Origin of the sequence: Streptococcus sp. LYSM12 (assembly GCF_004569635.1) — a bacterium.
GTDB lineage: Bacteria > Bacillota > Bacilli > Lactobacillales > Streptococcaceae > Streptococcus.
The window spans coordinates 1-24,503 of sequence record NZ_SPOZ01000010.1 but is presented as its reverse complement, the minus strand read 5'-3'; the positions used below and the strand labels follow the sequence as shown (position 1 = coordinate 24,503).

General features: G+C 40.7%; 11 protein-coding genes. 10 read left to right on the top strand and 1 reads right to left on the bottom strand.

Annotation, left to right across the window (positions count from 1 at the left end; translation table 11 throughout):
- Positions 1-1,088 precede the first annotated feature (1,088 nt).
- Positions 1,089-8,105: a clumping factor B gene (locus E4T79_RS11435; protein WP_280643160.1), complete on the bottom strand. Its 7,017-nt coding sequence runs from the start codon at positions 8,103-8,105 to the stop codon at positions 1,089-1,091.
- A 256-nt stretch (positions 8,106-8,361) separates the two neighbouring features.
- Between E4T79_RS11435 and secY2 the strand changes: the two genes are divergently transcribed.
- The 10 genes from secY2 to E4T79_RS04390 all read left to right on the top strand — a co-directional run bounded on the left by secY2 (position 8,362) and on the right by E4T79_RS04390 (position 23,798).
- Positions 8,362-9,621, top strand: a complete 1,260-nt coding sequence (gene secY2 / locus E4T79_RS04430; protein WP_135028108.1) for an accessory Sec system protein translocase subunit SecY2 — start codon at positions 8,362-8,364, stop codon at positions 9,619-9,621.
- 9 nt (positions 9,622-9,630) lie between these two features.
- Positions 9,631-11,202 carry an accessory Sec system protein Asp1 gene (gene asp1, locus E4T79_RS04425; protein ID WP_135028106.1) on the top strand — a complete coding sequence of 524 codons (1,572 nt, stop codon included), beginning with the start codon at positions 9,631-9,633 and terminating at the stop codon, positions 11,200-11,202.
- 7 nt (positions 11,203-11,209) lie between these two features.
- Positions 11,210-12,787: an accessory Sec system protein Asp2 gene (gene asp2 / locus E4T79_RS04420; RefSeq protein ID WP_135028104.1), complete on the top strand. Its 1,578-nt coding sequence runs from the start codon at positions 11,210-11,212 to the stop codon at positions 12,785-12,787.
- The gene (gene asp3, locus E4T79_RS04415; protein WP_135028102.1) at positions 12,784-13,323 is read left to right on the top strand and encodes an accessory Sec system protein Asp3; all 540 of its coding nucleotides are present in this window, start codon (positions 12,784-12,786) and stop codon (positions 13,321-13,323) included. Before asp2 ends, asp3 begins: the two co-directional genes overlap by 4 nt.
- Before the next feature lie 19 nt (positions 13,324-13,342).
- Entirely contained in the window at positions 13,343-15,721 is a 2,379-nt protein-coding gene (gene secA2, locus E4T79_RS04410; protein WP_135028186.1) for an accessory Sec system translocase SecA2, read from the top strand.
- A gap of 10 nt (positions 15,722-15,731) precedes the next feature.
- On the top strand, positions 15,732-17,249 hold the full coding sequence (gene gtfA / locus E4T79_RS04405; RefSeq protein WP_135028100.1) for an accessory Sec system glycosyltransferase GtfA: 1,518 nt from the start codon (positions 15,732-15,734) through the stop codon (positions 17,247-17,249).
- Entirely contained in the window at positions 17,233-18,543 is a 1,311-nt protein-coding gene (gene gtfB / locus E4T79_RS04400) for an accessory Sec system glycosylation chaperone GtfB (RefSeq protein WP_135028098.1), read from the top strand. Before gtfA ends, gtfB begins: the two co-directional genes overlap by 17 nt.
- Positions 18,544-18,566: 23 nt before the next feature.
- Positions 18,567-18,734, top strand: coding sequence for a hypothetical protein (locus E4T79_RS11010; RefSeq protein ID WP_167752620.1), 168 nt, complete (start codon positions 18,567-18,569; stop codon positions 18,732-18,734).
- 487 nt (positions 18,735-19,221) lie between these two features.
- Positions 19,222-22,632 (top strand): MucBP domain-containing protein, encoded by a 3,411-nt coding sequence (locus tag E4T79_RS04395; RefSeq protein ID WP_135028095.1) that lies wholly within the window; start codon positions 19,222-19,224, stop codon positions 22,630-22,632.
- Positions 22,629-23,798, top strand: coding sequence for a MucBP domain-containing protein (locus E4T79_RS04390; protein ID WP_135028093.1), 1,170 nt, complete (start codon positions 22,629-22,631; stop codon positions 23,796-23,798). The genes E4T79_RS04395 and E4T79_RS04390 overlap by 4 nt, the downstream gene beginning before the upstream one ends.
- Positions 23,799-24,503 lie beyond the last annotated feature (705 nt).

The window sequence follows — 24,503 nt, the reverse complement described above, 5'->3', positions numbered from 1 at the left end:
CACACGTTTACTTTCACAACAAATTATGCTGGAACGGTCAATGATTTAGCAACTTTACGCATTAGTATTGTAGGGGCAACTTCTAAGCAACAACTAATGATGGACTCAGGGTCTATTCAAACAGGAGGACGCTATGGTGGCAAGGGCCAAACTTATGTCACTTCTGGAGGTGTTACAACTGCAGTATCTGGTTATAATATCAATGGAGTAAATGCCAAATCAATCCCGAGTGACTCAATCTCTCAATCGGAGTCCATTAGCGAATCACAGTCAATGTCTCTGTCCAGCTCCGAGTCCGTGAGTGAATCAACTGTTAAGTCCACCTCCCATTCTCAGTCAGTGAGTGAATCGACCTCTCAGTCGACCTCCCATTCTCAGTCAATGAGTGAATCGACCTCTCAGTCTACCTCTCATTCTCAGTCAGTGAGTGAATCGACCTCTAAATCGACTTCCCATTCTCAGTCAGTGAGCGAATCGACCTCTAAATCGACCTCTCATTCTCAGTCAGTGAGTGAATCGACCTCTAAATCGACCTCTCATTCTCAGTCAGTGAGTGAGTCGACCTCTAAATCGACTTCTCATTCTCAATCAGTGAGCGAATCGACCTCTAAATCGACCTCTCATTCTCAGTCAGTGAGTGAATCGACTTCTAAATCAACTTCTCATTCTCAGTCAGTGAGTGAATCGACCTCTAAATCGACCTCTCATTCTCAGTCAGTGAGTGAATCGACCTCTAAATCGACCTCTCATTCTCAGTCAGTGAGTGAATCGACTTCTCAGTCCACCTCTCATTCTCAGTCAGTGAGTGAATCGACTTCTCAGTCCACCTCTCATTCTCAGTCAGTGAGTGAATCGACTTCTAAATCAACTTCTCATTCTCAGTCAGTGAGTGAATCGACCTCTAAATCGACCTCTCATTCCCAGTCAGTGAGTGAATCGACTTCTCAGTCCACCTCTCATTCTCAGTCAGTGAGTGAATCGACTTCTAAATCAACTTCTCATTCTCAGTCAGTGAGTGAATCGACCTCTAAATCGACCTCTCATTCTCAGTCAATGAGTGAATCGACCTCTAAATCGACTTCCCATTCTCAGTCAGTGAGTGAATCTGTTTCCGAATCAGTATCAGAGTCAGTAAGTGAGTCCGTTTCAGAATCTATTTCAGAGTCAGTAAGCGAGTCTGTGTCAGAATCCATTTCAGAGTCCGTGAGTGAATCTATTTCTGAATCAATCTCTGAATCAGTAAGCGAGTCAGTGTCTGAATCAATCTCTGAATCAGTGAGTGAGTCCGTCTCCGAATCTATTTCAGAGTCAGTAAGCGAGTCCGTATCAGAATCCATTTCTGAATCTGTTTCAGAGTCCGTGAGCGAATCCGTTTCAGAATCTATTTCGGAGTCCGTGAGTGAATCCATTTCTGAATCAATCTCTGAATCAGTAAGTGAGTCCGTCTCCGAATCTATTTCAGAGTCAGTAAGCGAGTCCGTCTCCGAATCCATGTCTGAATCTGTTTCAGAGTCCGTGAGCGAATCCGTTTCAGAATCTATTTCGGAGTCCGTGAGTGAATCCATTTCTGAATCAATCTCTGAATCAGTAAGTGAGTCCGTCTCAGAATCTATTTCAGAATCAGTGAGCGAATCCGTTTCAGAATCTATTTCAGAGTCCGTAAGTGAGTCTGTGTCAGAATCTATTTCAGAGTCCGTGAGCGAGTCTGTGTCAGAATCTATTTCAGAGTCCGTGAGTGAATCAGTTTCTGAGTCTGTATCCGAATCAGTGAGCGAATCCATTTCAGAGTCAGTAAGTGAGTCTGTATCTGAATCTGTTTCAGAATCAATCTCAGAATCAGTAAGTGAGTCCGTGTCTGAATCAATCTCAGAATCAGTAAGCGAGTCCGTATCTGAATCTATTTCAGAGTCCGTGAGTGAATCTGTTTCTGAATCAATCTCCGAATCAGTAAGCGAGTCTGTATCTGAATCTGTCTCCGAATCAGTGAGTGAATCAGTTTCTGAGTCTGTATCAGAGTCCGTAAGCGAATCCGTATCTGAATCTGTCTCCGAATCAGTAAGCGAGTCTGTATCTGAATCTGTCTCCGAATCAGTGAGTGAATCAGTTTCTGAGTCTGTATCAGAGTCCGTAAGCGAATCCGTATCTGAATCTGTCTCCGAATCAGTAAGCGAGTCTGTATCTGAATCTGTCTCCGAATCAGTGAGTGAATCAGTTTCTGAGTCTGTATCCGAGTCCGTAAGCGAATCCGTATCTGAATCTGTCTCCGAATCAGTGAGCGAGTCCGTCTCAGAATCAGTATCAGAGTCCGTAAGTGAATCTGTGTCTGAATCAATCTCAGAATCAGTAAGCGAGTCCGTCTCAGAATCAATCTCAGAGTCAGTGAGTGAGTCCGTCTCAGAATCTATTTCAGAGTCCGTGAGTGAATCAGTTTCTGAATCAATCTCAGAATCAGTAAGCGAGTCCGTTTCAGAATCAATCTCAGAATCAGTAAGTGAGTCTGTATCTGAATCTGTTTCAGAGTCCGTGAGTGAATCTGTTTCTGAATCATTAAGTGAATCTGTATCTGAATCAGTATCAGAGTCCGTAAGCGAGTCCGTATCTGAATCTGTCTCCGAATCAGTAAGTGAGTCTGTGTCTGAATCAATTTCTGAATCAGTGAGTGAGTCTGTGTCTGAATCTATTTCAGAATCAGTGAGCGAGTCCGTATCTGAATCTATTTCAGAATCAGTATCAGAGTCAGTATCCGAATCCATTTCTGAATCAGTAAGTGAGTCCGTCTCAGAATCTATTTCAGAGTCAGTAAGTGAGTCCGTCTCAGAATCTATTTCAGAATCAGTGAGTGAGTCTGTGTCAGAATCCATTTCAGAGTCAGTGAGTGAGTCCGTTTCAGAATCCATTTCTGAATCAGTGAGCGAATCTGTTTCCGAATCTATTTCGGAGTCCGTGAGTGAGTCTGTATCAGAATCTATTTCAGAGTCAGTAAGTGAGTCTGTGTCAGAATCTATTTCAGAGTCCGTGAGCGAGTCTGTGTCAGAATCTATTTCAGAGTCCGTGAGTGAGTCCGTCTCAGAATCAATCTCAGAGTCCGTGAGTGAGTCTGTATCAGAATCTATTTCAGAGTCAGTAAGTGAGTCTGTGTCAGAATCTATTTCAGAGTCCGTGAGCGAGTCTGTGTCAGAATCTATTTCAGAGTCCGTAAGCGAGTCCGTCTCAGAATCTGTCTCCGAATCAGTGAGTGAGTCCGTCTCAGAATCTATTTCAGAATCAGTGAGCGAGTCTGTATCTGAATCTATTTCAGAGTCAGTAAGTGAGTCTGTGTCAGAATCTATTTCAGAGTCAGTGAGCGAGTCTGTATCAGAATCTATTTCCGAATCAGTAAGCGAGTCCGTGTCTGAATCAATCTCAGAATCAGTAAGCGAGTCCGTATCTGAATCAATCTCAGAGTCCGTGAGTGAATCAGTTTCTGAGTCTGTATCAGAGTCAGTAAGCGAATCCGTATCTGAATCTGTCTCCGAATCAGTGAGCGAGTCCGTATCTGAATCTATTTCAGAGTCCGTGAGTGAATCTGTGTCTGAATCAATCTCAGAGTCAGTGAGTGAATCAGTTTCTGAGTCTGTATCAGAGTCCGTCTCAGAATCTGTTTCCGAATCGGTGAGTGAGTCAGTGTCTGAATCAATCTCTGAATCAGTAAGTGAGTCAGTTTCTGAATCAATCTCTGAATCAGTAAGCGAGTCAGTATCTGAATCTGTTTCAGAATCAGTAAGCGAGTCAGTGTCTGAATCTGTATCAGAGTCAGTAAGCGAATCCGTATCTGAATCTATCTCAGAGTCCGTAAGCGAGTCCGTATCTGAATCCGTATCAGAGTCCGTGAGCGAGTCTGTATCAGAATCAGTAAGCGAGTCAGTATCTGAATCTGTCTCCGAATCAGTGAGTGAGTCCGTATCAGAATCTGTTTCCGAATCGGTGAGTGAGTCTGTATCAGAATCTATTTCAGAGTCCGTAAGCGAGTCAGTATCTGAATCTATTTCAGAATCAGTAAGTGAGTCTGTGTCAGAATCCATTTCAGAATCAGTAAGTGAGTCCGTGTCTGAATCAATCTCAGAATCAGTAAGCGAGTCAGTATCTGAATCTGTTTCAGAATCAATCTCTGAGTCCGTGAGTGAGTCTGTATCAGAATCTATTTCAGAGTCAGTAAGTGAGTCTGTGTCAGAATCTATTTCAGAGTCAGTGAGCGAGTCTGTGTCAGAATCTATTTCAGAGTCAGTAAGCGAGTCTGTATCAGAATCTATTTCCGAATCAGTGAGTGAGTCCGTCTCAGAATCTATTTCAGAATCAGTAAGCGAATCCGTTTCAGAATCTATTTCAGAGTCAGTAAGTGAGTCTGTCTCCGAATCTATTTCAGAATCAGTAAGCGAGTCCGTCTCAGAATCTGTCTCCGAATCAGTGAGTGAGTCCGTCTCAGAATCTATTTCAGAGTCAGTAAGTGAGTCTGTTTCAGAATCTATTTCAGAGTCAGTGAGCGAGTCTGTATCAGAATCTATTTCCGAATCAGTAAGCGAGTCCGTGTCTGAATCAATCTCAGAATCAGTAAGCGAGTCTGTGTCTGAATCTATTTCAGAGTCCGTGAGTGAGTCTGTATCAGAATCTATTTCAGAGTCAGTAAGTGAGTCCGTCTCAGAATCTATTTCAGAGTCAGTAAGTGAGTCCGTCTCAGAATCTATATCAGAGTCCGTGAGCGAGTCCGTGTCTGAATCAATCTCTGAATCAGTAAGTGAGTCCGTGTCTGAATCAGTAAGTGAGTCCGTAAGCGAGTCTGTATCAGAATCTATTTCAGAATCAGTAAGTGAGTCAGTATCCGAATCTATTTCAGAGTCAGTAAGTGAGTCCGTGTCTGAATCAGTAAGTGAGTCCGTAAGCGAATCCGTATCAGAGTCAGTGAGTGAGTCTGTGTCAGAATCTGTTTCCGAATCGGTGAGTGAGTCCGTTTCAGAATCCATTTCAGAATCAGTAAGTGAATCTGTGTCAGAATCTATTTCAGAGTCAGTAAGCGAGTCCGTCTCTGAATCAGTATCAGAGTCCGTAAGCGAGTCCGTCTCCGAATCAGTATCAGAGTCCGTGAGCGAATCCGTCTCAGAATCCATTTCAGAATCAGTGAGCGAGTCCGTCTCAGAATCTGTTTCCGAATCAGTGAGTGAGTCCGTATCTGAATCTATTTCAGAGTCCGTGAGTGAATCTGTTTCTGAATCAATCTCTGAATCAGTAAGTGAGTCAGTATCTGAATCTATTTCAGAGTCCGTGAGTGAATCTGTTTCTGAATCAATCTCGGAATCAGTAAGCGAATCCGTATCTGAATCAGTAAGTGAGTCAGTATCTGAATCAGTATCAGAGTCAGTAAGCGAGTCCGTCTCCGAATCCATTTCAGAATCAGTAAGTGAATCTGTGTCAGAATCTATTTCAGAGTCAGTAAGCGAGTCCGTCTCCGAATCAGTATCAGAGTCAGTAAGCGAGTCCGTCTCCGAATCAGTATCAGAGTCCGTGAGCGAATCCGTCTCAGAATCCATTTCAGAATCAGTGAGCGAGTCCGTCTCAGAATCTGTCTCCGAATCAGTGAGTGAGTCCGTATCTGAATCTATTTCAGAGTCCGTGAGTGAATCTGTTTCTGAATCAATCTCAGAATCAGTAAGCGAGTCCGTGTCTGAATCAATCTCTGAATCAGTAAGTGAGTCCGTATCAGAATCCATTTCTGAATCAGTAAGTGAATCCGTATCTGAATCTATTTCAGAATCAGTGAGTGAGTCAGTATCCGAATCCATTTCTGAATCAGTAAGTGAGTCTGTGTCAGAATCAATCTCAGAATCAGTGAGTGAGTCCGTATCTGAATCTATTTCAGAGTCAGTGAGTGAATCTGTTTCTGAATCAATCTCAGAATCAGTAAGCGAGTCCGTTTCAGAATCTGTCTCCGAATCAGTGAGTGAGTCTGTGTCTGAATCTATTTCAGAATCAGTGAGTGAATCTGTTTCAGAATCTGTTTCCGAATCGGTGAGTGAGTCCGTATCAGAATCTATTTCAGAGTCCGTAAGCGAGTCTGTGTCTGAATCAATCTCAGAATCAGTAAGCGAGTCCGTTTCTGAATCCATCTCAGAATCAGTAAGCGAGTCCGTCTCAGAATCTGTATCTGAGTCCGTGAGCGAGTCTGTATCAGAATCCATTTCTGAATCAGTAAGTGAGTCCGTTTCAGAATCTGTATCAGAGTCAGTGAGTGAATCAGTTTCTGAGTCTGTTTCAGAATCAGTGAGCGAATCCATTTCAGAATCTGTCTCCGAATCAGTGAGTGAGTCTGTGTCTGAATCTATTTCAGAGTCAGTAAGCGAGTCCGTCTCAGAATCAGTATCAGAGTCAGTAAGCGAGTCCGTCTCAGAATCAGTATCAGAGTCAGTAAGCGAGTCCGTCTCAGAATCAGTATCAGAGTCCGTGAGCGAATCCGTTTCAGAATCCATTTCTGAATCAGTGAGCGAATCTGTTTCCGAATCTATTTCAGAGTCAGTAAGTGAATCAGTTTCAGAATCAATCTCTGAATCAGTGAGTGAATCTGTCTCAGAATCCATTTCTGAATCAGTAAGTGAGTCCGTCTCAGAATCAGTATCAGAGTCAGTAAGCGAGTCTGTATCTGAATCTATTTCAGAGTCCGTAAGTGAGTCTGTGTCTGAATCAATCTCAGAATCAGTAAGTGAGTCCGTGTCTGAATCAATCTCAGAATCAGTAAGCGAGTCAGTATCTGAATCTGTTTCAGAATCAGTAAGCGAGTCTGTATCTGAATCTGTCTCAGAATCAGTGAGCGAGTCAGTATCTGAATCAGTATCAGAGTCCGTGAGTGAATCCGTTTCTGAATCTATCTCCGAATCAGTGAGTGAGTCCGTCTCAGAATCTGTTTCCGAATCGGTGAGTGAGTCCGTTTCAGAATCTATTTCAGAGTCAGTAAGCGAGTCCGTATCAGAATCAGTAAGCGAGTCCGTATCTGAATCAGTGAGCGAGTCTGTATCAGAATCCATTTCTGAATCAGTAAGTGAGTCTGTATCAGAATCCATTTCAGAGTCAGTAAGTGAGTCTGTATCAGAATCTATTTCAGAGTCAGTAAGTGAGTCCGTATCTGAATCTGTCTCCGAATCAGTGAGTGAGTCAGTATCCGAATCCATTTCTGAATCAGTAAGTGAGTCCGTAAGCGAATCAGTATCAGAGTCAGTGAGTGAGTCTGTGTCAGAATCTATTTCAGAATCAGTGAGTGAGTCAGTATCCGAATCCATTTCTGAATCAGTAAGTGAGTCCGTAAGCGAATCAGTATCAGAGTCAGTGAGTGAGTCTGTGTCAGAATCTATTTCAGAGTCAGTAAGTGAGTCTGTGTCAGAATCAATCTCAGAATCAGTAAGTGAGTCTGTGTCAGAATCTATTTCAGAATCAGTGAGTGAGTCAGTATCCGAATCCATTTCTGAATCAGTAAGTGAGTCCGTCTCAGAATCCGTTTCAGAATCAGTGAGCGAGTCTGTATCAGAATCAGTATCAGAGTCCGTGAGCGAGTCTGTATCAGAATCTGTCTCCGAATCAGTGAGTGAGTCCGTCTCAGAATCTGTTTCTGAATCAGTAAGCGAGTCCGTATCAGAATCTATTTCAGAGTCCGTAAGCGAGTCTGTGTCTGAATCTATTTCAGAGTCCGTGAGCGAGTCCGTATCTGAATCCGTATCAGAGTCCGTGAGCGAGTCTGTTTCCGAATCGGTGAGTGAGTCCGTTTCAGAATCAATCTCAGAATCAGTAAGCGAGTCTGTATCTGAATCTATTTCAGAGTCAGTAAGCGAGTCTGTATCTGAATCTGTCTCAGAATCCATTTCTGAATCAGTGAGTGAATCTGTTTCTGAATCAATCTCTGAATCAGTAAGTGAGTCAGTATCCGAGTCCATTTCTGAATCTATTTCAGAGTCCGTATCAGAATCCCTCTCTGAATCAGAATCTGCAAGTGGATATGAGGTCAATCGCTTGCCGAATACAGGAGAAAGGAACTCATCAACAGCTGGTATTCTTGGAGCAGGTCTCTTCTTAGGAGCACTTTTCGCCAAGAAGAAAAAAGCAACTGATGAAGAATAAGTAAACTAAATGGAAAAAGCCATTCTTACAGAATGGCTATTTCCGCGTTATACGTTATAATAGAAAGCAAAGAACATGAAGGCAGTTATAGTCATTTCGTTTATCTTTTATTCCTTCGTTCACTCGCTTTGCCGTACTCTAGTACAGCTTGCAGCTCCTTGCCTAGTACTAAAAGCAAACGAAAAGACTATACTATTTTAAAAGTTAATTACATAGGATCTAAAAAACATGTTGGTAGAAATCAAAAAAAAATGGCGGCGTGCGCTCATTTTTCCTAAAATCGTTTGGACCTTAATCATTATATTCATTTATATGGCAGGGAGGATGTTGCCGATTACAACTCTCTCAAGTAATCAAGAAACCTTGAAGCAGGTGGCAAATATTGATTTAATCAATAACCTAGCCTCTGTAACAGGAGCTAATTTTAGTAGTATAACAGTGTTTACACTGGGATTGAGTCCATGGATGACTGCCATGATCATTTGGCGCTTTTTCACTGTATTTGGAATATTTAAACAAATCACAAGTGTTCAGTTGCACCGCTATCGTATGTTGCTTACCATTGTCATTGGAGGGATTCAAGCCTTTGGCTTGACTAATAATGCACAGTTTTCCCTTTTTCAGGATTTAGGAGCGACTGGTCTTGTTTGGGCACGAGCAATCACAATCTTTCTTTTAATTACAGGATCCTTTGTTTTAACCTGGCTGGGTTCAGTGAATAGCCGCAAGGGCTTAGGGGGAATGACTGTCATTATTTTGGTGAATATGATTCTTTCCTTTGTAGAAAATATCAGCAAGTATTTGGCAAACGGACTAACAGGTACCATTGGATTGAATGTGCTGTTTTTTGCCCTTTGCTGGTTTATTCTCGTCGTAGTAACGGTCATTTTTTACAGGGCAGAGTATCGAATTTCCATTAGACGAGTAGGAGTTAACAATGCATATAATAAAGGAAGCTATCTCCCTATTCGCATTACACCAGCTGGAGCTATGCCATTCATGTATGGAATGACGATGATGTTGTTGCCACCTTATGTGATTAGTGGTTTATTGATTATCTTTCCAGATAGTCCAACCTTACTCTTTCTAGCAACGAATATTGGAATATCGAAATTACCAGGTGTTCTCTTTTATATCGTCCTGTTGTATGTTTTAGCCATTGGTTTCTCTTATTATAATTATGACTCCTATGATATTGCTAAAAATATGCGGAATAATGGTGACTATATTGAAAAAATTCGACCAGGTGAACAGACAAGAAAGTATATCCAACGGAAAATCAATATTTTAGCACAATTTGGGGCATGTTTTGTGGTATTGATAGGTGGTATGCCCTTACTTGTAATTGTGTTACAAAGTGGTACAGCAGAGAATGTTAATTTGACACTGCTTATCAGTAATGTCTTTATTATCTCTAGTTTATTATTAGGGGTTATTGAGCAGGTCAATATGTTACAAAATTGGAAAAAATACAAGAATCTAATTTAGGAGCAACTTATGTTTTATTTTATTCCGGCTTGGTATAATCAACAGCGTCCATGGTACGATAATACCCCCCTGTGGTTTCGAGTTTTTGAGCGGATGACCTTTGATGATACTGTAAATCAACTCAAGATGTTTCAAAATACACAGGAGCCTTCTTCCTTACTGATTTTGAACTATCAGCCACAGCTACGTTATTTTTTGCACAAGCAGGATTTGCTAGGAGTAGATTATTGGTCATTTTTTGATGATGTGCAGAATATTTCAGCGCAATCAGTCAAGCCAATTTCTTTTAAGAAATTACAGTGGCCTAAAGGAACGCGCTTTTTGTACAGTCCATTTGCTGTTGTAGCTAAAAAAGCTGAGACAGTAGTAGCCTACATTCATTTTGCTGAAAATGGGAATCTTTTATCTGTTGATTTTCAAAAAGAAGGGCGTTCTGATAAACAGTATTTCTTTGATGATCGAGGCTTTTTATCCAGTATTTTGTATCATCAGGAGGATGGGAGCAAGAGCCATCAAGATTATCTCAATCAAAATGGTGTCTGGCAAGTGAGAGAGCATCTATCAGATGAACGTTCCGATATTGAAATCAATTTGTTTTCAGATCACACATTTCAAAAATATCTGTATCAGAACTGGGAAGAGTTATTATCTGAGCGTTTAGCTGCTTTAAAACAGAAACAAATGACTTCAAGTGACGTCGTCATTATCGCCAGCCATACTCAGCATAATGAATTGCTTCTGAAAAGTTTTAGTGAACAAAAGAAAGTCTTTTCTTTCTTTGCAGACCGCTATGATGTTAGCAATCTCCCCTTATTGTCATCAGTTGTCCAAGCTGCTGATTTATTGGTTGTGGATACTGAAAAAGAAGAAAAGCGTTTGCTTGAATCGTTGCAAATCATACAAAAAGAAGAAAAAGCTCTTACACGGATTTCACCATTTGATACACGATTGCGCTTGGGGCATAGCCAAATGGTCAAGGAATTAACCATCTATTTTTATATCGATACTATTGGTCAAGATTTGTTAGAGGCTAATCTCTTGTCACTCTTAGACATGATGGATCAAAACCCATTAATCGAATTAAAGGTGGTAACCTTTAATCACCAGTTTTCTCTATCTCAATTAAAAGACTGGGTATGCCGTCAGATTGAAAGCCTATTTGAGCAGGAGCATTTTTTCACCTTAGTCGAAGATGCAGGAGAAAATCATTTAGATGAAGATCAAGAACTTGAGCTAAGTCGGATCGAGTTTGACTGTTTTAGTAATGAAAATCAAATTATTGAAGCCTTAGATACGGCTCGGTTGGTACTAGATTTGGGAGAGGAACCTGATCTTTATACACAAATTGCAAGTATCAGTGCAGGAATTCCACAAATTCATCGTGTAGAAACGGATTACGTCAGTCACAAGAAAAATGGTTGGGTGTTAGAGGGTCCTAACGACTTGCAAGCAGCTATTCACTATTATTTTGATGGATTGTCTAATTGGAACGCTTCCTTGGTCTATGCGATTCAAAAAATGGCAGACTATACAAGTGGGCGTATCTTAGCACAATGGAAAGAGCTACTAGAAAAGGACTAATCGTAATATGAAGATTTTACAAATTGGACAAGTTGATTGGGCTGAAGAAGTGGAACAGTTTCCAGAAGATGTAGAGTGGCTATTTAGCCGGTCGGAAGAAATTCCACACTTTTTAGAAGAACAGAAAAAATTAGCCCTAGCCAAACTCCCAGCAGTGGAAGAAGGAGAAGAGCCTCCCAAGGTTCGTCTACATTTTGATGCAGTTTTCATCACAGATGAAACGAAAGAATCTGACTTAGAGCCTTTGATGAACCTGGTTGAGGCTTACGGACTCTATCATCTTTCTGGCTTGAACTTAAAAAGCGAACAGCCATATGGTATCTTTAGACGAAAAGTATTGCGTGAATTAAAGGTGTCTGGAACGCAAGAGGAAATCATTCGTTTTCTCCATTTGACCTTGTTTAGTGGCCAATACGGAGCTAAACTAAAGCTACCTGAAATTGATGTTAATCCAATGTTTACAGGGAAACTAACGTATGAGGGACATGTGTCTGTTAGTTTTGAGGGGGATTTTGGCGAGGACTTTGAGCCACTGTTTTCCTTTCGTTACAATCTGAGTAGCTTTCCAGTTGCCTTGGAATTATGGTTGGAATACATCAAGGTATTCGGAGACAATCACATTCGCTTAGAATTAACTCCCATGCGACAGGGAAGTATCTATGATATGATGGATCCTATTTTACTGAGTGAAAAGGACTTAGAAGAACCCTATATTTTAGTCCCCAATGAGGAGATTGGTTTTTATGCTGTGACAGTATACGCTCAGGGAAGTGGGAAACTAAGTTTTGGTCCCCTACACTGGCGGTATTCAAGAATTGGCTTGGGACGTTTTGTACTAGGAGGCGAACGCTACCATGATGAAAAGCGTCAGGAATTTATCTATTACTTCAATCCGGGTGATCTGAAGCCTCCGATGAATGTCTACTTTTCTGGTTTTCGGCCAGCCGAGGGCTTTGAAGGGTTTGGGATTATGAAATCGCTCAAGGCTCCTTTTATGCTGATTGGAGATCCTCGTTTGGAGGGTGGTGGTTTTTATAGCGGTACAGAGAATTTGGAGACGGCTATAAAAACGGTTATTCAGGAATCGTTAGACTATTTAGGATTCTCTTCTTCCGATTTGATTCTCTCTGGACTATCAATGGGGACGTTTGGGGCGCTCTACTATGCTTCTCACTTTAATCCCTATGGAGTCATCGTTGGAAAACCCTTTACAAATGTTGGAGATACAGCAGCAGGGATGAAATTAAAACGACCAGATGAATTTGAAACCAGTGCGGATGTCTTGTTAAATGTTACTGGTGGTGTTCAAGAAGAGCATATTGAACAGCTGAATCAAAAATTTTGGGATACATTTTCTCAGTCTGATTTTCCTCACACCAATTTTGCAATTGCCTACATGGAAAATGATGATTATGATGGAGAGGCTGCTCATCGCCTCATTGAGCACCTGTCGGATAAACAGGCTCATATTTACACGAAAGGCTACGAAGGTCGACATAATGACAATAGTAGTGCCATTAATAAGTGGTTTATGAAGCAATATGTGAACTTACTAGAAAAAGGATATGGAAGGAACTATTCATGACAAAAAGTTTACTAGCTGTTATTCGTTGGCAAGAAGTATATAGTGGCTCGGCTTATTTGTATGGCTCCTCACTTGATTTTTCGGGTGAATCGGTCTTATTTCAAAATCCACGCCTAGCTTCAGGGAAGCCTATTGTTCGATTTTTGTCTAAGACAAACTATCAAGGAAACCGACGTAGTCCGGATTTACCGTTGCTAATCCCGAATCAGACATATTTTTTGGAGCGAAGTATAACAACAGAGCCAGCAGGACGGATGTTTGCCCAGATTGATTTTTTTAATCGTCAAAATGAAAAGATTTCCTTTGAAGTGTTGAGGCAGGGAATAGAACAGTTTGTCTGTCCGCCAGATACTTTTTCGTATACCATTTCTATTTTTAGCGCTGGCTGCACCCAACTCTGTTTTAAAGAAATGCGCTTATACCAAGAAGAACAAGACGCAGAGATGAAATGTGACTCTCCCTTACAAAAGCAGTATACAGAAAAGCAGCTGCCAGAAGAACTTCAGTTTGTAAAACCCTTGATTCAATTAGTATAATGAGGAAATGAACGTGTCAATTAAAGAGAAAAATTCATTCATCAATCGGGTGAAACTACGAGAATTAAGACGAATTCTAAATAAAATCAATGGGCTTGCTCCGAGTATGAGTCGCTTATCGGATGATGAATTGGCTGCAAAGACGCAGGAATTTCGCCTGCGCCTGCAGAATGGAGAAAGCTTAGATAGCTTAACGGTAGAAGCCTTTGCAGTGATGCGGGAAGCAGATAAGCGGATTTTAGGAATGTTCCCATTTGATGTCCAAGTATTAGGTGGATTAGCCTTGCATCAAGGCTATATTGCAGAGATGAAAACGGGTGAAGGAAAGACCCTGACAGCGACGCTTCCTCTTTATCTCAATGCTTTACTAGGCAAAGGGGCTATGTTGGTCACAACAAACGAATATTTGGCGCGTCGTGATGCAGAGGAAATGGGGCATGTCTATCGTTTTATGGGCTTGAGTGTCGGAATTGGTGTATTCGAAGAAGATGAGGAAGTAAGCATTGAAGAAAAACGTGCTGTCTACGATGCCGACATCACTTATACGACAAGTACGGCTCTTGGTTTTGATTACTTAGCTGAGAATTTAGCAGCCGATAAAAAAGATAAGTTTTTGCGACCATTTCATTATGTGATTGTAGATGAAGCAGATGCTGTTTTGTTAGATAGCGCGCAAACGCCCTTGATTATTTCTGGTTCTCCTCGTGTCCAATCAAATCTCTATGATGTATCAAATCAATTTGTTCTGACGCTTCAAAAAGAGGAAGAGTATCATGTAAATCAAGAAGAAAAAGTGGTTTACTTAACCGAAAAAGGAAGCCGATATGCAGAAGAATTTTTTGATATTACAGACCTCTATGAAGAGCGGTATTTTGAACTCAACCGGCATATCAATTTAGCGCTTCGTGCCCAACATCTCTATCAAAAAGACGTGGATTATGTGATAATGAATGATGAGGTACAACTTTTAGATAATCGCACAGGGCGGATTTTAAAAGGAACCCGTTTGCAATCCGGAATTCACCAAGCGATCGAAACAAAAGAAGGTGTTAAAAAAACGAAAGATGCACGCTCGATGGCCTCGGTCACTTATCAAAGTTTGTTCAATATGTTTCCAAGACTAGCTGGAATGACTGGAACTGGAAAGTTGGCAGAAGATGAATTGATTTCTACTTATCGTGTTTCTGTCATGGTTATTCCAACAAATACCCCCATAAAACGGATTGACTATCCGGACAAAGTTTATGTCACTTTACCAGAAAAACTTCATGCTACACTAGCTTATGTCAAGGAATTGCATGCAAAAGGGCAGCCCATCTTATTGATTTCAGGTACAGTTGATATCGCAGAAATTTACTCGCGTATGCTACTACAAGAGGGAATCCCTCATAGTGTATTGACTGCGAAAAATACAGCGAAAGAAGCCCTCATTATCAAAGAGGCAGGTCGTAAGGGAACGGTGACAGTAGCGACTTCCTTAGCTGGCCGTGGGACTGACATTAAGCTAGGAGAGGGAGTTGCGGAGTTGGGAGGACTGGCTGTAGTTGGAACAGAGCGAATGCCAAATAGCCGAATCGATTGGCAATTACGTGGTCGAGCAGGCCGGCAAGGAGATCCTGGTCTCAGTCAATTTTTTGTATCCTTGGAGGATGAATTGCTGATTCAGCATGGTGGAAAGTGGGTTAATAACTATTTTGATAAGCAGAATCATGCAGAGCGTTCGAATTATGGCAAACCGTTGAAAAGTCGCAGATATCAGAGAATCATCCGGCTCGCACAGATCAAAAGTGAGGATAAAGCTGTGACTGCGCGTGAATCAACGGTACGATTTGATGAGAGTTTGCGTGTTCAACGAAATAAAATTTATGCCCTACGAGATGAATTGATTTATGAAGATCGATTACTCAGCACTCAAGTTGATCGTATTTTTGAAGAAGCTATGGAAGACTATCTGCGCCAACATCCACAGGTAACATTAGATGAGTTTCGTCGGTATATTTTGGAAAATTATAGCTATCAGCCACAGCACTTTTCAGAGGATGATTTGTCACACCCACAAAACTTAAAAGCCTACCTGTGGAACCTGTATCAAGAAGAAGTGCAAAACAAGCAACAAATGTTGAAAACAGATGAACAGTTTTCTGAATTTTTACGCCTATCAGTATTACGTGCGATTGACACTTGTTGGATTGAACAAGTTGACAACTTGCAACAATTAAAGAATTTTGTCGTTATGCGCCAACTTGGTCAGCGTGATTCTATCACAGAATATTACCGAGAATCTCTGGCTTCTTATGACCAAATGAGGATGGATGTAAAACATCTGATTGTAAGGAATGTAATGTTGAGCAGTATAGAAAGAAATAGTAAAGACGGCTATTCAATTTATTTTGTATAAGAGAGAAAGTATGACAGTTTACAATATCAATTTGGGAATTGGCTGGGCCAGTAGTGGCGTAGAATATGCACAGGCTTATCGCGCCACAGTCCTTAGAGAATTAGGTATCCCAGCTAAGTTTATTTTTACAGATATGTTTCAATCTGAGAATCTCCAACATTTTACCAACAATATTGGTTTTCAAGATGAGGAGATTATCTGGTTGTATGGTTTTTTCACAGATATAAAAGTGGCTCCGACGACCTATACACGTGATCAGTTGGAGGCAACATTTAGCCGACCAATTAAAAAGATAGAGACAGGTCACCAGTTAATTCGCTACTATTTTGAAGGTCAGGATTTATATGTGAATGCGGCTGTTTGTGGCGAAGAACATCAATATGTTCAACGAGTGGAATATGTAGCCAAAGGAAAGTTACTTCGGAAAGATTATTATAGTTACACTAAAATTTTTAGTGAATATTATACGCCGAAAGACGATACTCCTCAACTATATCAACGTAGTTTTTTCAATGAAGATGGCAGCGTGGCCTATGAGGAAATCCAGCAAGGGAACACAAGTATGTTCTGCTTCAAAGACCGCATTTGCCAGTCGAAAGAAGATTTAATTGCTACCATGCTCGAAAAATTGGAACTAACATCAAAGGATATTCTGCTTCTTGATCGCTCGACTGGTATTGGTCAAGCAGTATTGCAACACCGTGGTGCTGCAAAATTAGGTGTGGTCATTCATGCAGAACATTTCAGTGTTGCAGGAACGAATGAACAGCATATTCTTTGGAATAACTATTATGAATATCAGTTTACCAATGCAGATAAAATCGATGCTTTTATCGTATCAACGCAAGGTCAAAAAGAAGTCCTGGCGCAACAATTCCGGACCTATACATCGTATAGCCCTAAAATTTATGTGATTCCAGTTGGAAGTCTGGAAGTGCTGCGTCAGCCAGAAAGGACCAGAAAGCGGTATGCGTTGATAACAGGATCTCGCTTGGCGAGTGAAAAACATATTGATTGGCTTGTTCAGGCAGTGATATTAGCTCGTAAAAGCTTACCGGAGCTCACCTTTGATATTTATGGAGAAGGTGGTGAACGCCATAAACTAATGCAGTTAATTCAAGATTACCAAGCTGAGGACTATATTCAACTGAAAGGTCACCAGAATCTATCAGAAATTTATAAAGACTATGAACTATATCTGACTGCTTCTACAAGTGAGGGATTTGGTTTAACCTTGATGGAAGCGGTAGGATCAGGTTTGCCCCTGATAGGACTGGATGTTCCTTATGGTAATCAAACCTTTGTTGAAAATGGTAAAAATGGATATTTAATCAAACGCCAAGAGCCAGATGATAGTCAGAAAATGTCACTAGCCTTTGCAGAAAAGATTTGCCGGTATTACAGTGAAATGAATCAAGAGCAGGCCCAGGCTGCCTCGTATAAAGTAGCAGAGTCTTTCTTGCACCAGCGTTTGGAAGAAAGATGGACACAGTTTGTAAAGGAGATGAGTGATGATAGCCTTATTTGATTGGTTGAATCCAGCGACACGTGACTTATATTATTCTCTCAAAACAGCAGGTTTTACTGGTCTTGGAGTCGTAGTAAATGATGATGGTTGTTTGCCAGAAGGGATAACCTCCCCCTACTCTTTCTTTTGTGGAATGGAAGAAGGTAGTACGTCCCCGCGCTATTTTAATCAAGTTGTGGTGCCGGATTTTTGGCAGATTACAGGAACCAATACGCAGGGTGAAATCTGGAATTTTAGTGAAAAGAAAGCAAATATCTACTACCATGAACCAAAGCATCTGCGACTTGTGAAAGATGTCGATTGGTTAACGAACACACAAAAAGTGTATCGGACAGACCATTATAATCAATACGGTTGGTTATATGCAAAAAGTTACATGAATGAGGAAGAACAGGTCATTTACAAAAAGTATTACCGAGTATCTGGGCAGGAAGTAGTTGTTGAGAATCTCCAAATGGGCTTGATTTTTCTCTATTGGAAAGGAAAAGTCTATACCTTTGAAAGCCGCTCTGATTTCTTCCTATTTTATTTCAAGGAGGCAGGTCTAGATACCTCTGCAATTTGGTATAATTCTCTTTCTACTCCATTTGTTATCTCGTATTACTTGAATGAAGAGGGAGAGGATATTCTATTTTGGCAAGAAAAAATTGGCGATCACGTTCCTGGAAATATGCGATTAATTTTATCAGGATCTGCGAAACGAACCAAGAAGATTATCGTGCAGGATAAAGACAGTTATGATAAACTGCTTCAACTGCTTTCGTTAGAGGAGCAACAAAAAGTTAGTTATTTAGGTTATATTTATCCAAGTCAATCGGAAAATCACAATCAAAAGGATATTCTTATTTTGACAAATTCAGATCAGTTAGAGGGACTGGAGACGCTGGTTTCTCAGCTACATGATTTTCGCTTTCATATCGCTGCATTGACAGAAATGTCTCAGAGATTGACAAGCTATGGTGATGTACCTCATGTAACTCTCTATCCCAATGTAGCGCCGCGACAGGTAGAAAAACTGTTACAGATATGTGATATTTATTTAGATATTAATCACGGCAGTGAAATTTTATCAGCAGTGAGACAAGCATTTGAGCATAATCTATTGATTGCAGGTTTTAAAAATACTCTGCACAATCCTAGTTTTGTGTTAAGAGAAGCTACTTTCTCTTCAGAAGAGCCAGAAAAATTAGCCAACTGGTTACGAGCGCAATCGTATTTAAAGGATTTAGTCAAGAGGCAACGAAATGAAAGTGGTCAAGAATTAGTCGAGAGTTATCGAGATTTGTTGAGCTAAAGATTGAGAATGGAGGTTAGCGTATGCCAAAAAGAAATGAGCTATTGGAGAACGATATTTATGAGCGAATCAGTGAGGCTCGTTATGAAAAGAGTGAGAAAGAAAAGAGCAAACAATCCCTGTTTTATTTGATAGTTGTTGTATTGGTAACACTCGCAGTTCTACTGCCCTTACTTCGCTATTTGCTGTAAATCTACACAGTTGATGGCTTAGGTGTTTCTCTCCTTGTATCAAAGAATATGCGTAAACTCGTAAAAAATAAATAGTATAGTCATTTCGTTTCTATTTTTATTACTTCGTTGACTCGTCTTGCAGTACTCCAGTATTACCTGCCTGCGACTCGTTGCCTCGTACTAAAAATAAACGAAACGGCTATATTGGATAAAGAAAGTAGGGCTACTATTCGCGATACATTTCTTAGCCGATTGAAAAGAACCACTTATAAGTGAATAGCAAAAAAGATAGAGGCTATTCCTATTAAGGAGGTTCTTTTCTTATGCTTAAAATAGGTATAATGATTCGGAAAGAAAAAAGGCTTAAAATGTTCTCTATCATTAGCATCAAATAAGTTGACAAAGTCGGGGGGGGGGTATAATCGTTTTGTAGCATAGATTTCGATAATTTCTTTTAAAGAAAATTGTTTACGTTTATGTATAAAAAATAAAGGAGTACTTGCTTTTGAAAAAGGACAAAAGAAAGAAGTTTGACTGGTATTCAATGAAGCAACGTTTTGCACTTCGGAAATATCATTTTGGTTTGGCAAGCGTTTTCTTGGGTGCTATCTTGTCAACTGGTATTGATACAGTTCAGGCAGAAGAGCCAGAGCAGCCGGAATCTTCATTGGGAATAGTTACTTCGGATGTAACTGTTTCGGAAAATAAGCTAGGTGCAGAGGAGATTTCAGATACAGTATTTGTTAATGCTGAAGAGCATAACCTTATTGTTTCTCAAAGACGAGCTTCTATAAAATATGAAGTAGTGTATATTGAAGAACAAACAGGGGAAATTGTAGCAAACACTGTCCATTTGTTCCCTATTGATACTTACGATGAAATTGCAAAGGCAACTATTTATGAAACAGTTAACCAATTACCGAAAGGCTACGACCTGGCTGATGGACAACTGAAAACAGTATCAAAAGAAATTATTGAAAAACAAGACAATGTAATTGAGATAAAAGTCAAAAAAATTGGGGATAGTGATGTGAATAGGGGGATCCGTTCATCGTCAGAAGCTTCCTCAGAAACAGCAACTAGTCATTTAGTACCAGGAGAACTAAAAAAAGATGTTGCAAATAACACTTCTTTACAAGGTTTTACAGGAAAAACGATTGAAAAAGAAGTGATTACACCCACAGTATCTCCAGAAACAGCACCAGAAATTACTGGTAAGCTAGTGGATAAAGAAGTTGATGCTTTAGTAACCCCGAACATGGATGATGAAAATGGCGCAAGAATTACACCGTCTGAATACCCAGCCGACAGACTTGTTGGTTTTAATCCAGATCCAACGCCTGGATATCAAACGATAGGTATTATTGATCTTATACCGTTCAAGCCAGATGGACCATATAAGTCATCCTTTAATGAAGATGGACAATTCGGAAATTACTATATTACATTGTCTACACTAAGAACAGCTAGTGAGAATAGAGATGTAGTCATTCGTGTTGTGGATAAGGATACGCAAAAAGAGTATTCAAGACTGGTATTGACTAAAGAAGAAGTACCTGTTACTAGTAACAATGGTGATAATGTTAAACAATTTAGACTGCAACTCCCATCAATAACTACTAAACAAGGTAATGCTCAGTTCTGGATGGAAGCTAGCTATGCTACTGTGGAGTCTGATTTTGCTATTTCAAGAGATTTAGTCGTTTTCCGTTCTTATGCCTTAAGTCCAGCGACATATGTTGCCGGTAAATATGAATTATTGGCTTCCGATAAATTTGCGGTCAGAAATGCCCATCGTCAGGATTTTGAGGTTCCACGTTTAGTGACAAATGTTGTTCAGTATAAAGAAGAAGGAACTAACAAGTTGTTAGCTAAATATGAAATTACCGGTAAAGAAGGAGATTTGTTCGAAGGTTCACATAAACGTGAGATTGAAGGTTATGAATATGTTTCGGGAGAACCACAAGATGGTGCAATAAGACGACCATTTACGGTAGGTGGACAAAGGATCTATAGGGATAATGATCCAAAGGGACCAAATAGTCGTGTACATACTATTATTAATGAACAAGGTGATGTTGTTATACAGATTTTAGCGTGGACTATTTTGAAAGACGGTGTGCCAACATTTGTTTCCCAAATAGAACATCCAGAAGGGGAATGGCGAGTACTATTTACTAGTGAAGTTCTATCACCAGGCCAAGAATCAAAAATTGGAAATAAGGAACAAGGAACAAGCTTCCAGATAGCTACCGCCCCTGCTGATCCAAATGTCAAAGTGAAGAGAGTTATTTTTTCGCTTTTGAACCCATTAACACCGGGAATGAAAGAAACAGTCTATTATTATCGTAAACAAGGTACAGTTTCAGTCAATTACTACGATAAACAAGGAAACCCTATAAAAGATCCGCAAATAGTTTCTCAAAAAGAACCTATCGCTACAAGTTACGATACAACAACTGACACCTATAAGCCAAATACAATCGTATTTAATGGCGCTACTTACCGCTTCGTTGAGCATAAATCAGATTCTGATGCACCAACAGGTGTGACAGAAGCCAATAAGGACAAGTTAGTAACATATATTTATGAAATTGTAAAAGGCGATGTTATCGTTAAATATGTTGATCTAAATGGAACAGAGATTAAAGAATCTGTTAAAGATATGGATCAAGCTTCAACAGGAACAGATTACAACACTCATGAAGATAATCGTCCACTGACAGTTGAAAAAAATGGCAAAATATATGAGTTGGTGCCGGCTGGAAATTATGCAGTAGGAAACGTTGATCAGAATGGTCGCTTAACAACATCAGGTGCTGAAATAGGAAAAGTAGTAGAAGGCACAACAGAAGTGACTTATGTGTACAAAGAAAAATCAAAAGGTGATGTGGTTATCAAGTACGTCACTATTGATGGCACGGAAATTAAAGAGCCACAAGAAGATACACCATCTTCATATGTAGGTACCCCATACGACACCACAGATAACAAGCCTACTGTTATCGAAAAAGACGGCAAACGCTACTTCTTCGCCAAGGTGAAAGAGGGCGATCATGAAACGGGAACAGTGGTAGAGGGTCCAACCCATGTGACTTACATCTACAGAGAATATGGCAGCTACTTGCCGTATATCCCAGGAGTGGATACTCCAGGCGATCGTCCACCAGTCCCATATGATGATACCCCATTGGAACCAGAGGATAATCCACCTTTACCGTATATTCCAGGCTACACTCCAAAGGATCCTGCAGGCAACCCATTGAAACCAGTTGATCCAACAGATCCAAGCAAAGGCTATGTACCACCAACGATTACCAATCCAAATGATCCAGGTACAGATACGCCGGTGCCATATGAGAAAGATCCAGCCCCAGAAGTGAAGAAAGGAACGGTCGTTGTTCGCTATGTGAATGAAAAGGGTGAGAGCATCGCAAGCGACAGAGTGGATACGCCAGAAAGTGATGTCAATACCCCATATGACACCACAGACAACAAGCCTACTGTTATCGAAAAAGACGGAAAACGCTACTTCTTCGCCAAGGTGAAAGAGGGCGATCATGAAACGGGAACAGTGGTAGAGGGACCAACCCACGTGACCTATATCTACAGAGAATATGGCAGCTACTTGCCATATATCCCAGGAGTAGACAATCCAGGTGACCGTCCACCAGTCCCATATGATGACACCCCATTGGAACCAGAGGACAATCCACCTTTACCATACATTCCAGGCTACACTCCAAAGGATCCTGCGGGCAATCCATTGACGCCAGTTGATCCAACAGATCCAAGCAAAGGCTACGTACCACCAACGATTACCAATCCAAATGATCCAGGAGTGGATACACCGGTGCCATATGAGAAAGATCCAGCACCAGAAGTGAGAAGGGAACAGTCGTTGTTCGCTATGTGAATGAAAAGGGTGAGAGCATCGCAAGCGACAGAGTGGATACGCCAGAAAGTGATGTTAATACCCCATACGACACCACAGACAACAAGCCTACTGTTATCGAAAAAGACGGCAAACGCTACTTCTTCGCCAAGGTGAAAGAGGGCGATCATGAAACAGGAACAGTGGTAGAGGGACCAACCCACGTGACCTATATCTACAGAGAATATGGCAGCTACTTGCCGTATATCCCAGGAGTAGACAATCCAGGTGACCGTCCACCAGTCCCATATGATGACACCCCATTGGAACCAGAGGATAATCCACCTTTACCATACATTCCAGGCTATACTCCAAAGGATCCTGCGGGCAATCCATTGAAGCCAGCTGATCCAACAGATCCAAGCAAAGGCTACGTACCGCCATCAATTACCAATCCAAATGATCCAGGTACAGATACGCCGGTGCCATATGAGAAAGATCCAGCACCAAAGGGAACAGTTGTTGTTCGCTATGTGAATGAAAAGGGTGAGAGCATCGCAAGCGACAGAGTGGATACGCCAGAAAGTGATGTCAATACCCCATATGACACCACAGACAACAAGCCAGTCACTATCGAAAAAGACGGAAAACGCTACTTCTTCGCCAAGGTGAAAGAGGGCGATCATGAAACGGGAACAGTAGTAGAGGGAACAACCCATGTGACCTACATCTACAGAGAATATGGCAGCTACTTGCCATATATCCCAGGAGTAGACAATCCAGGCAATCGTCCACCAGTCCCATATGATGATACCCCATTGGAACCAGAGGATAATCCACCTTTACCGTACATTCCAGGCTACACTCCAAAAGATCCTGCAGGCAATCCATTGAAGCCGGTTGATCCAACAGATCCAACCAAAGGCTATGTACCACCAACGATTACCAATCCAAATGATCCAGGAGTAGATACACCGGTGCCATATGAGAAAAATCCAGCACCACAACCAGCTCCAGGTCCTAAGAAACCAGATAGCCATGTGTCAGGTATTCCAGGAGTTGATAAACGAAGTGTTCGTCCAACTGGAAGTAGTAAGTCATTGCCAGCGACAGGTGAAAAGACACAGTCTGTAGAAGCGCTAACACTTGGTCTTGGCATGCTTTTAGGAGCAACTGGCTTAAGGTTAAAACGCAAGCGAGAAGAATAAGACTGTTGCATACTATAGCATTTAGATAAAACAGGAACATCTAATTTGGAGATGCTCGTTTTCCAGACAGATAGTCAACTGTAGTGGGTTGATGAAAGCGACCACTAAGGAGTGAGATTTAATCGTGATGTTGAAGTCTCGATTATTCTCACTCTTTTATTTCTAGGATTGAGGTTATCTAATATCCTAGCTTCTATCTTTTAAGCTTTCAATCTCGGGATAATCTAATCCACTGGATTAGGTTATTCCCCTAACTTTTGATAGATATAAACCTGTTTATATCAATAGAACTTTAAGAGGTCAGAACATCATTGTCCTGACCTCTCTCTTTATAGTTCATTTGTTTAAAAAACTCTTTTTAAGGTTCCAGCAAATGATAGTGGCGAGATTGTATTCTCCAATCCCAATTTGGCGTTTCTCAGTGCATCCAAGACCCTGTTAAAAGAGAAGAATAAGGTTTTGATTGCTGTTTGAGATAGGAAAGACATTTTTTCCTGTGCCATAAATTCAAAGAATAGACCTGTAAACTGTTTATCACTATTATAATAAATTTCCAGTAGTTATGTTACATCGGTATTTCTGGGGGAATTCTGTTGAATTGGTTTATAAATGGGATTGTTTAAACATGTTTATCATCAGATGATACAGGAATTTTTCTCTTTTAAAAGGATCCACAACCGACATAGAACAAGGTTTCCCCACTAC

Bases quoted from the DNA above. Each gene is read 5' to 3' on its own strand.
- gtfB (WP_135028098.1), top strand. From the start codon at position 17,233: ATGATAGCCTTATTTGATTGGTTGAATCCAGCGACACGTGACTTATAT.
- E4T79_RS11010 (WP_167752620.1), top strand. From the start codon at position 18,567: ATGCCAAAAAGAAATGAGCTATTGGAGAACGATATTTATGAGCGAATC.
- gtfA (WP_135028100.1), top strand. From the start codon at position 15,732: ATGACAGTTTACAATATCAATTTGGGAATTGGCTGGGCCAGTAGTGGC.
- asp3 (WP_135028102.1), top strand. From the start codon at position 12,784: ATGACAAAAAGTTTACTAGCTGTTATTCGTTGGCAAGAAGTATATAGT.
- asp1 (WP_135028106.1), top strand. From the start codon at position 9,631: ATGTTTTATTTTATTCCGGCTTGGTATAATCAACAGCGTCCATGGTAC.
- secY2 (WP_135028108.1), top strand. From the start codon at position 8,362: ATGTTGGTAGAAATCAAAAAAAAATGGCGGCGTGCGCTCATTTTTCCT.
- asp2 (WP_135028104.1), top strand. From the start codon at position 11,210: ATGAAGATTTTACAAATTGGACAAGTTGATTGGGCTGAAGAAGTGGAA.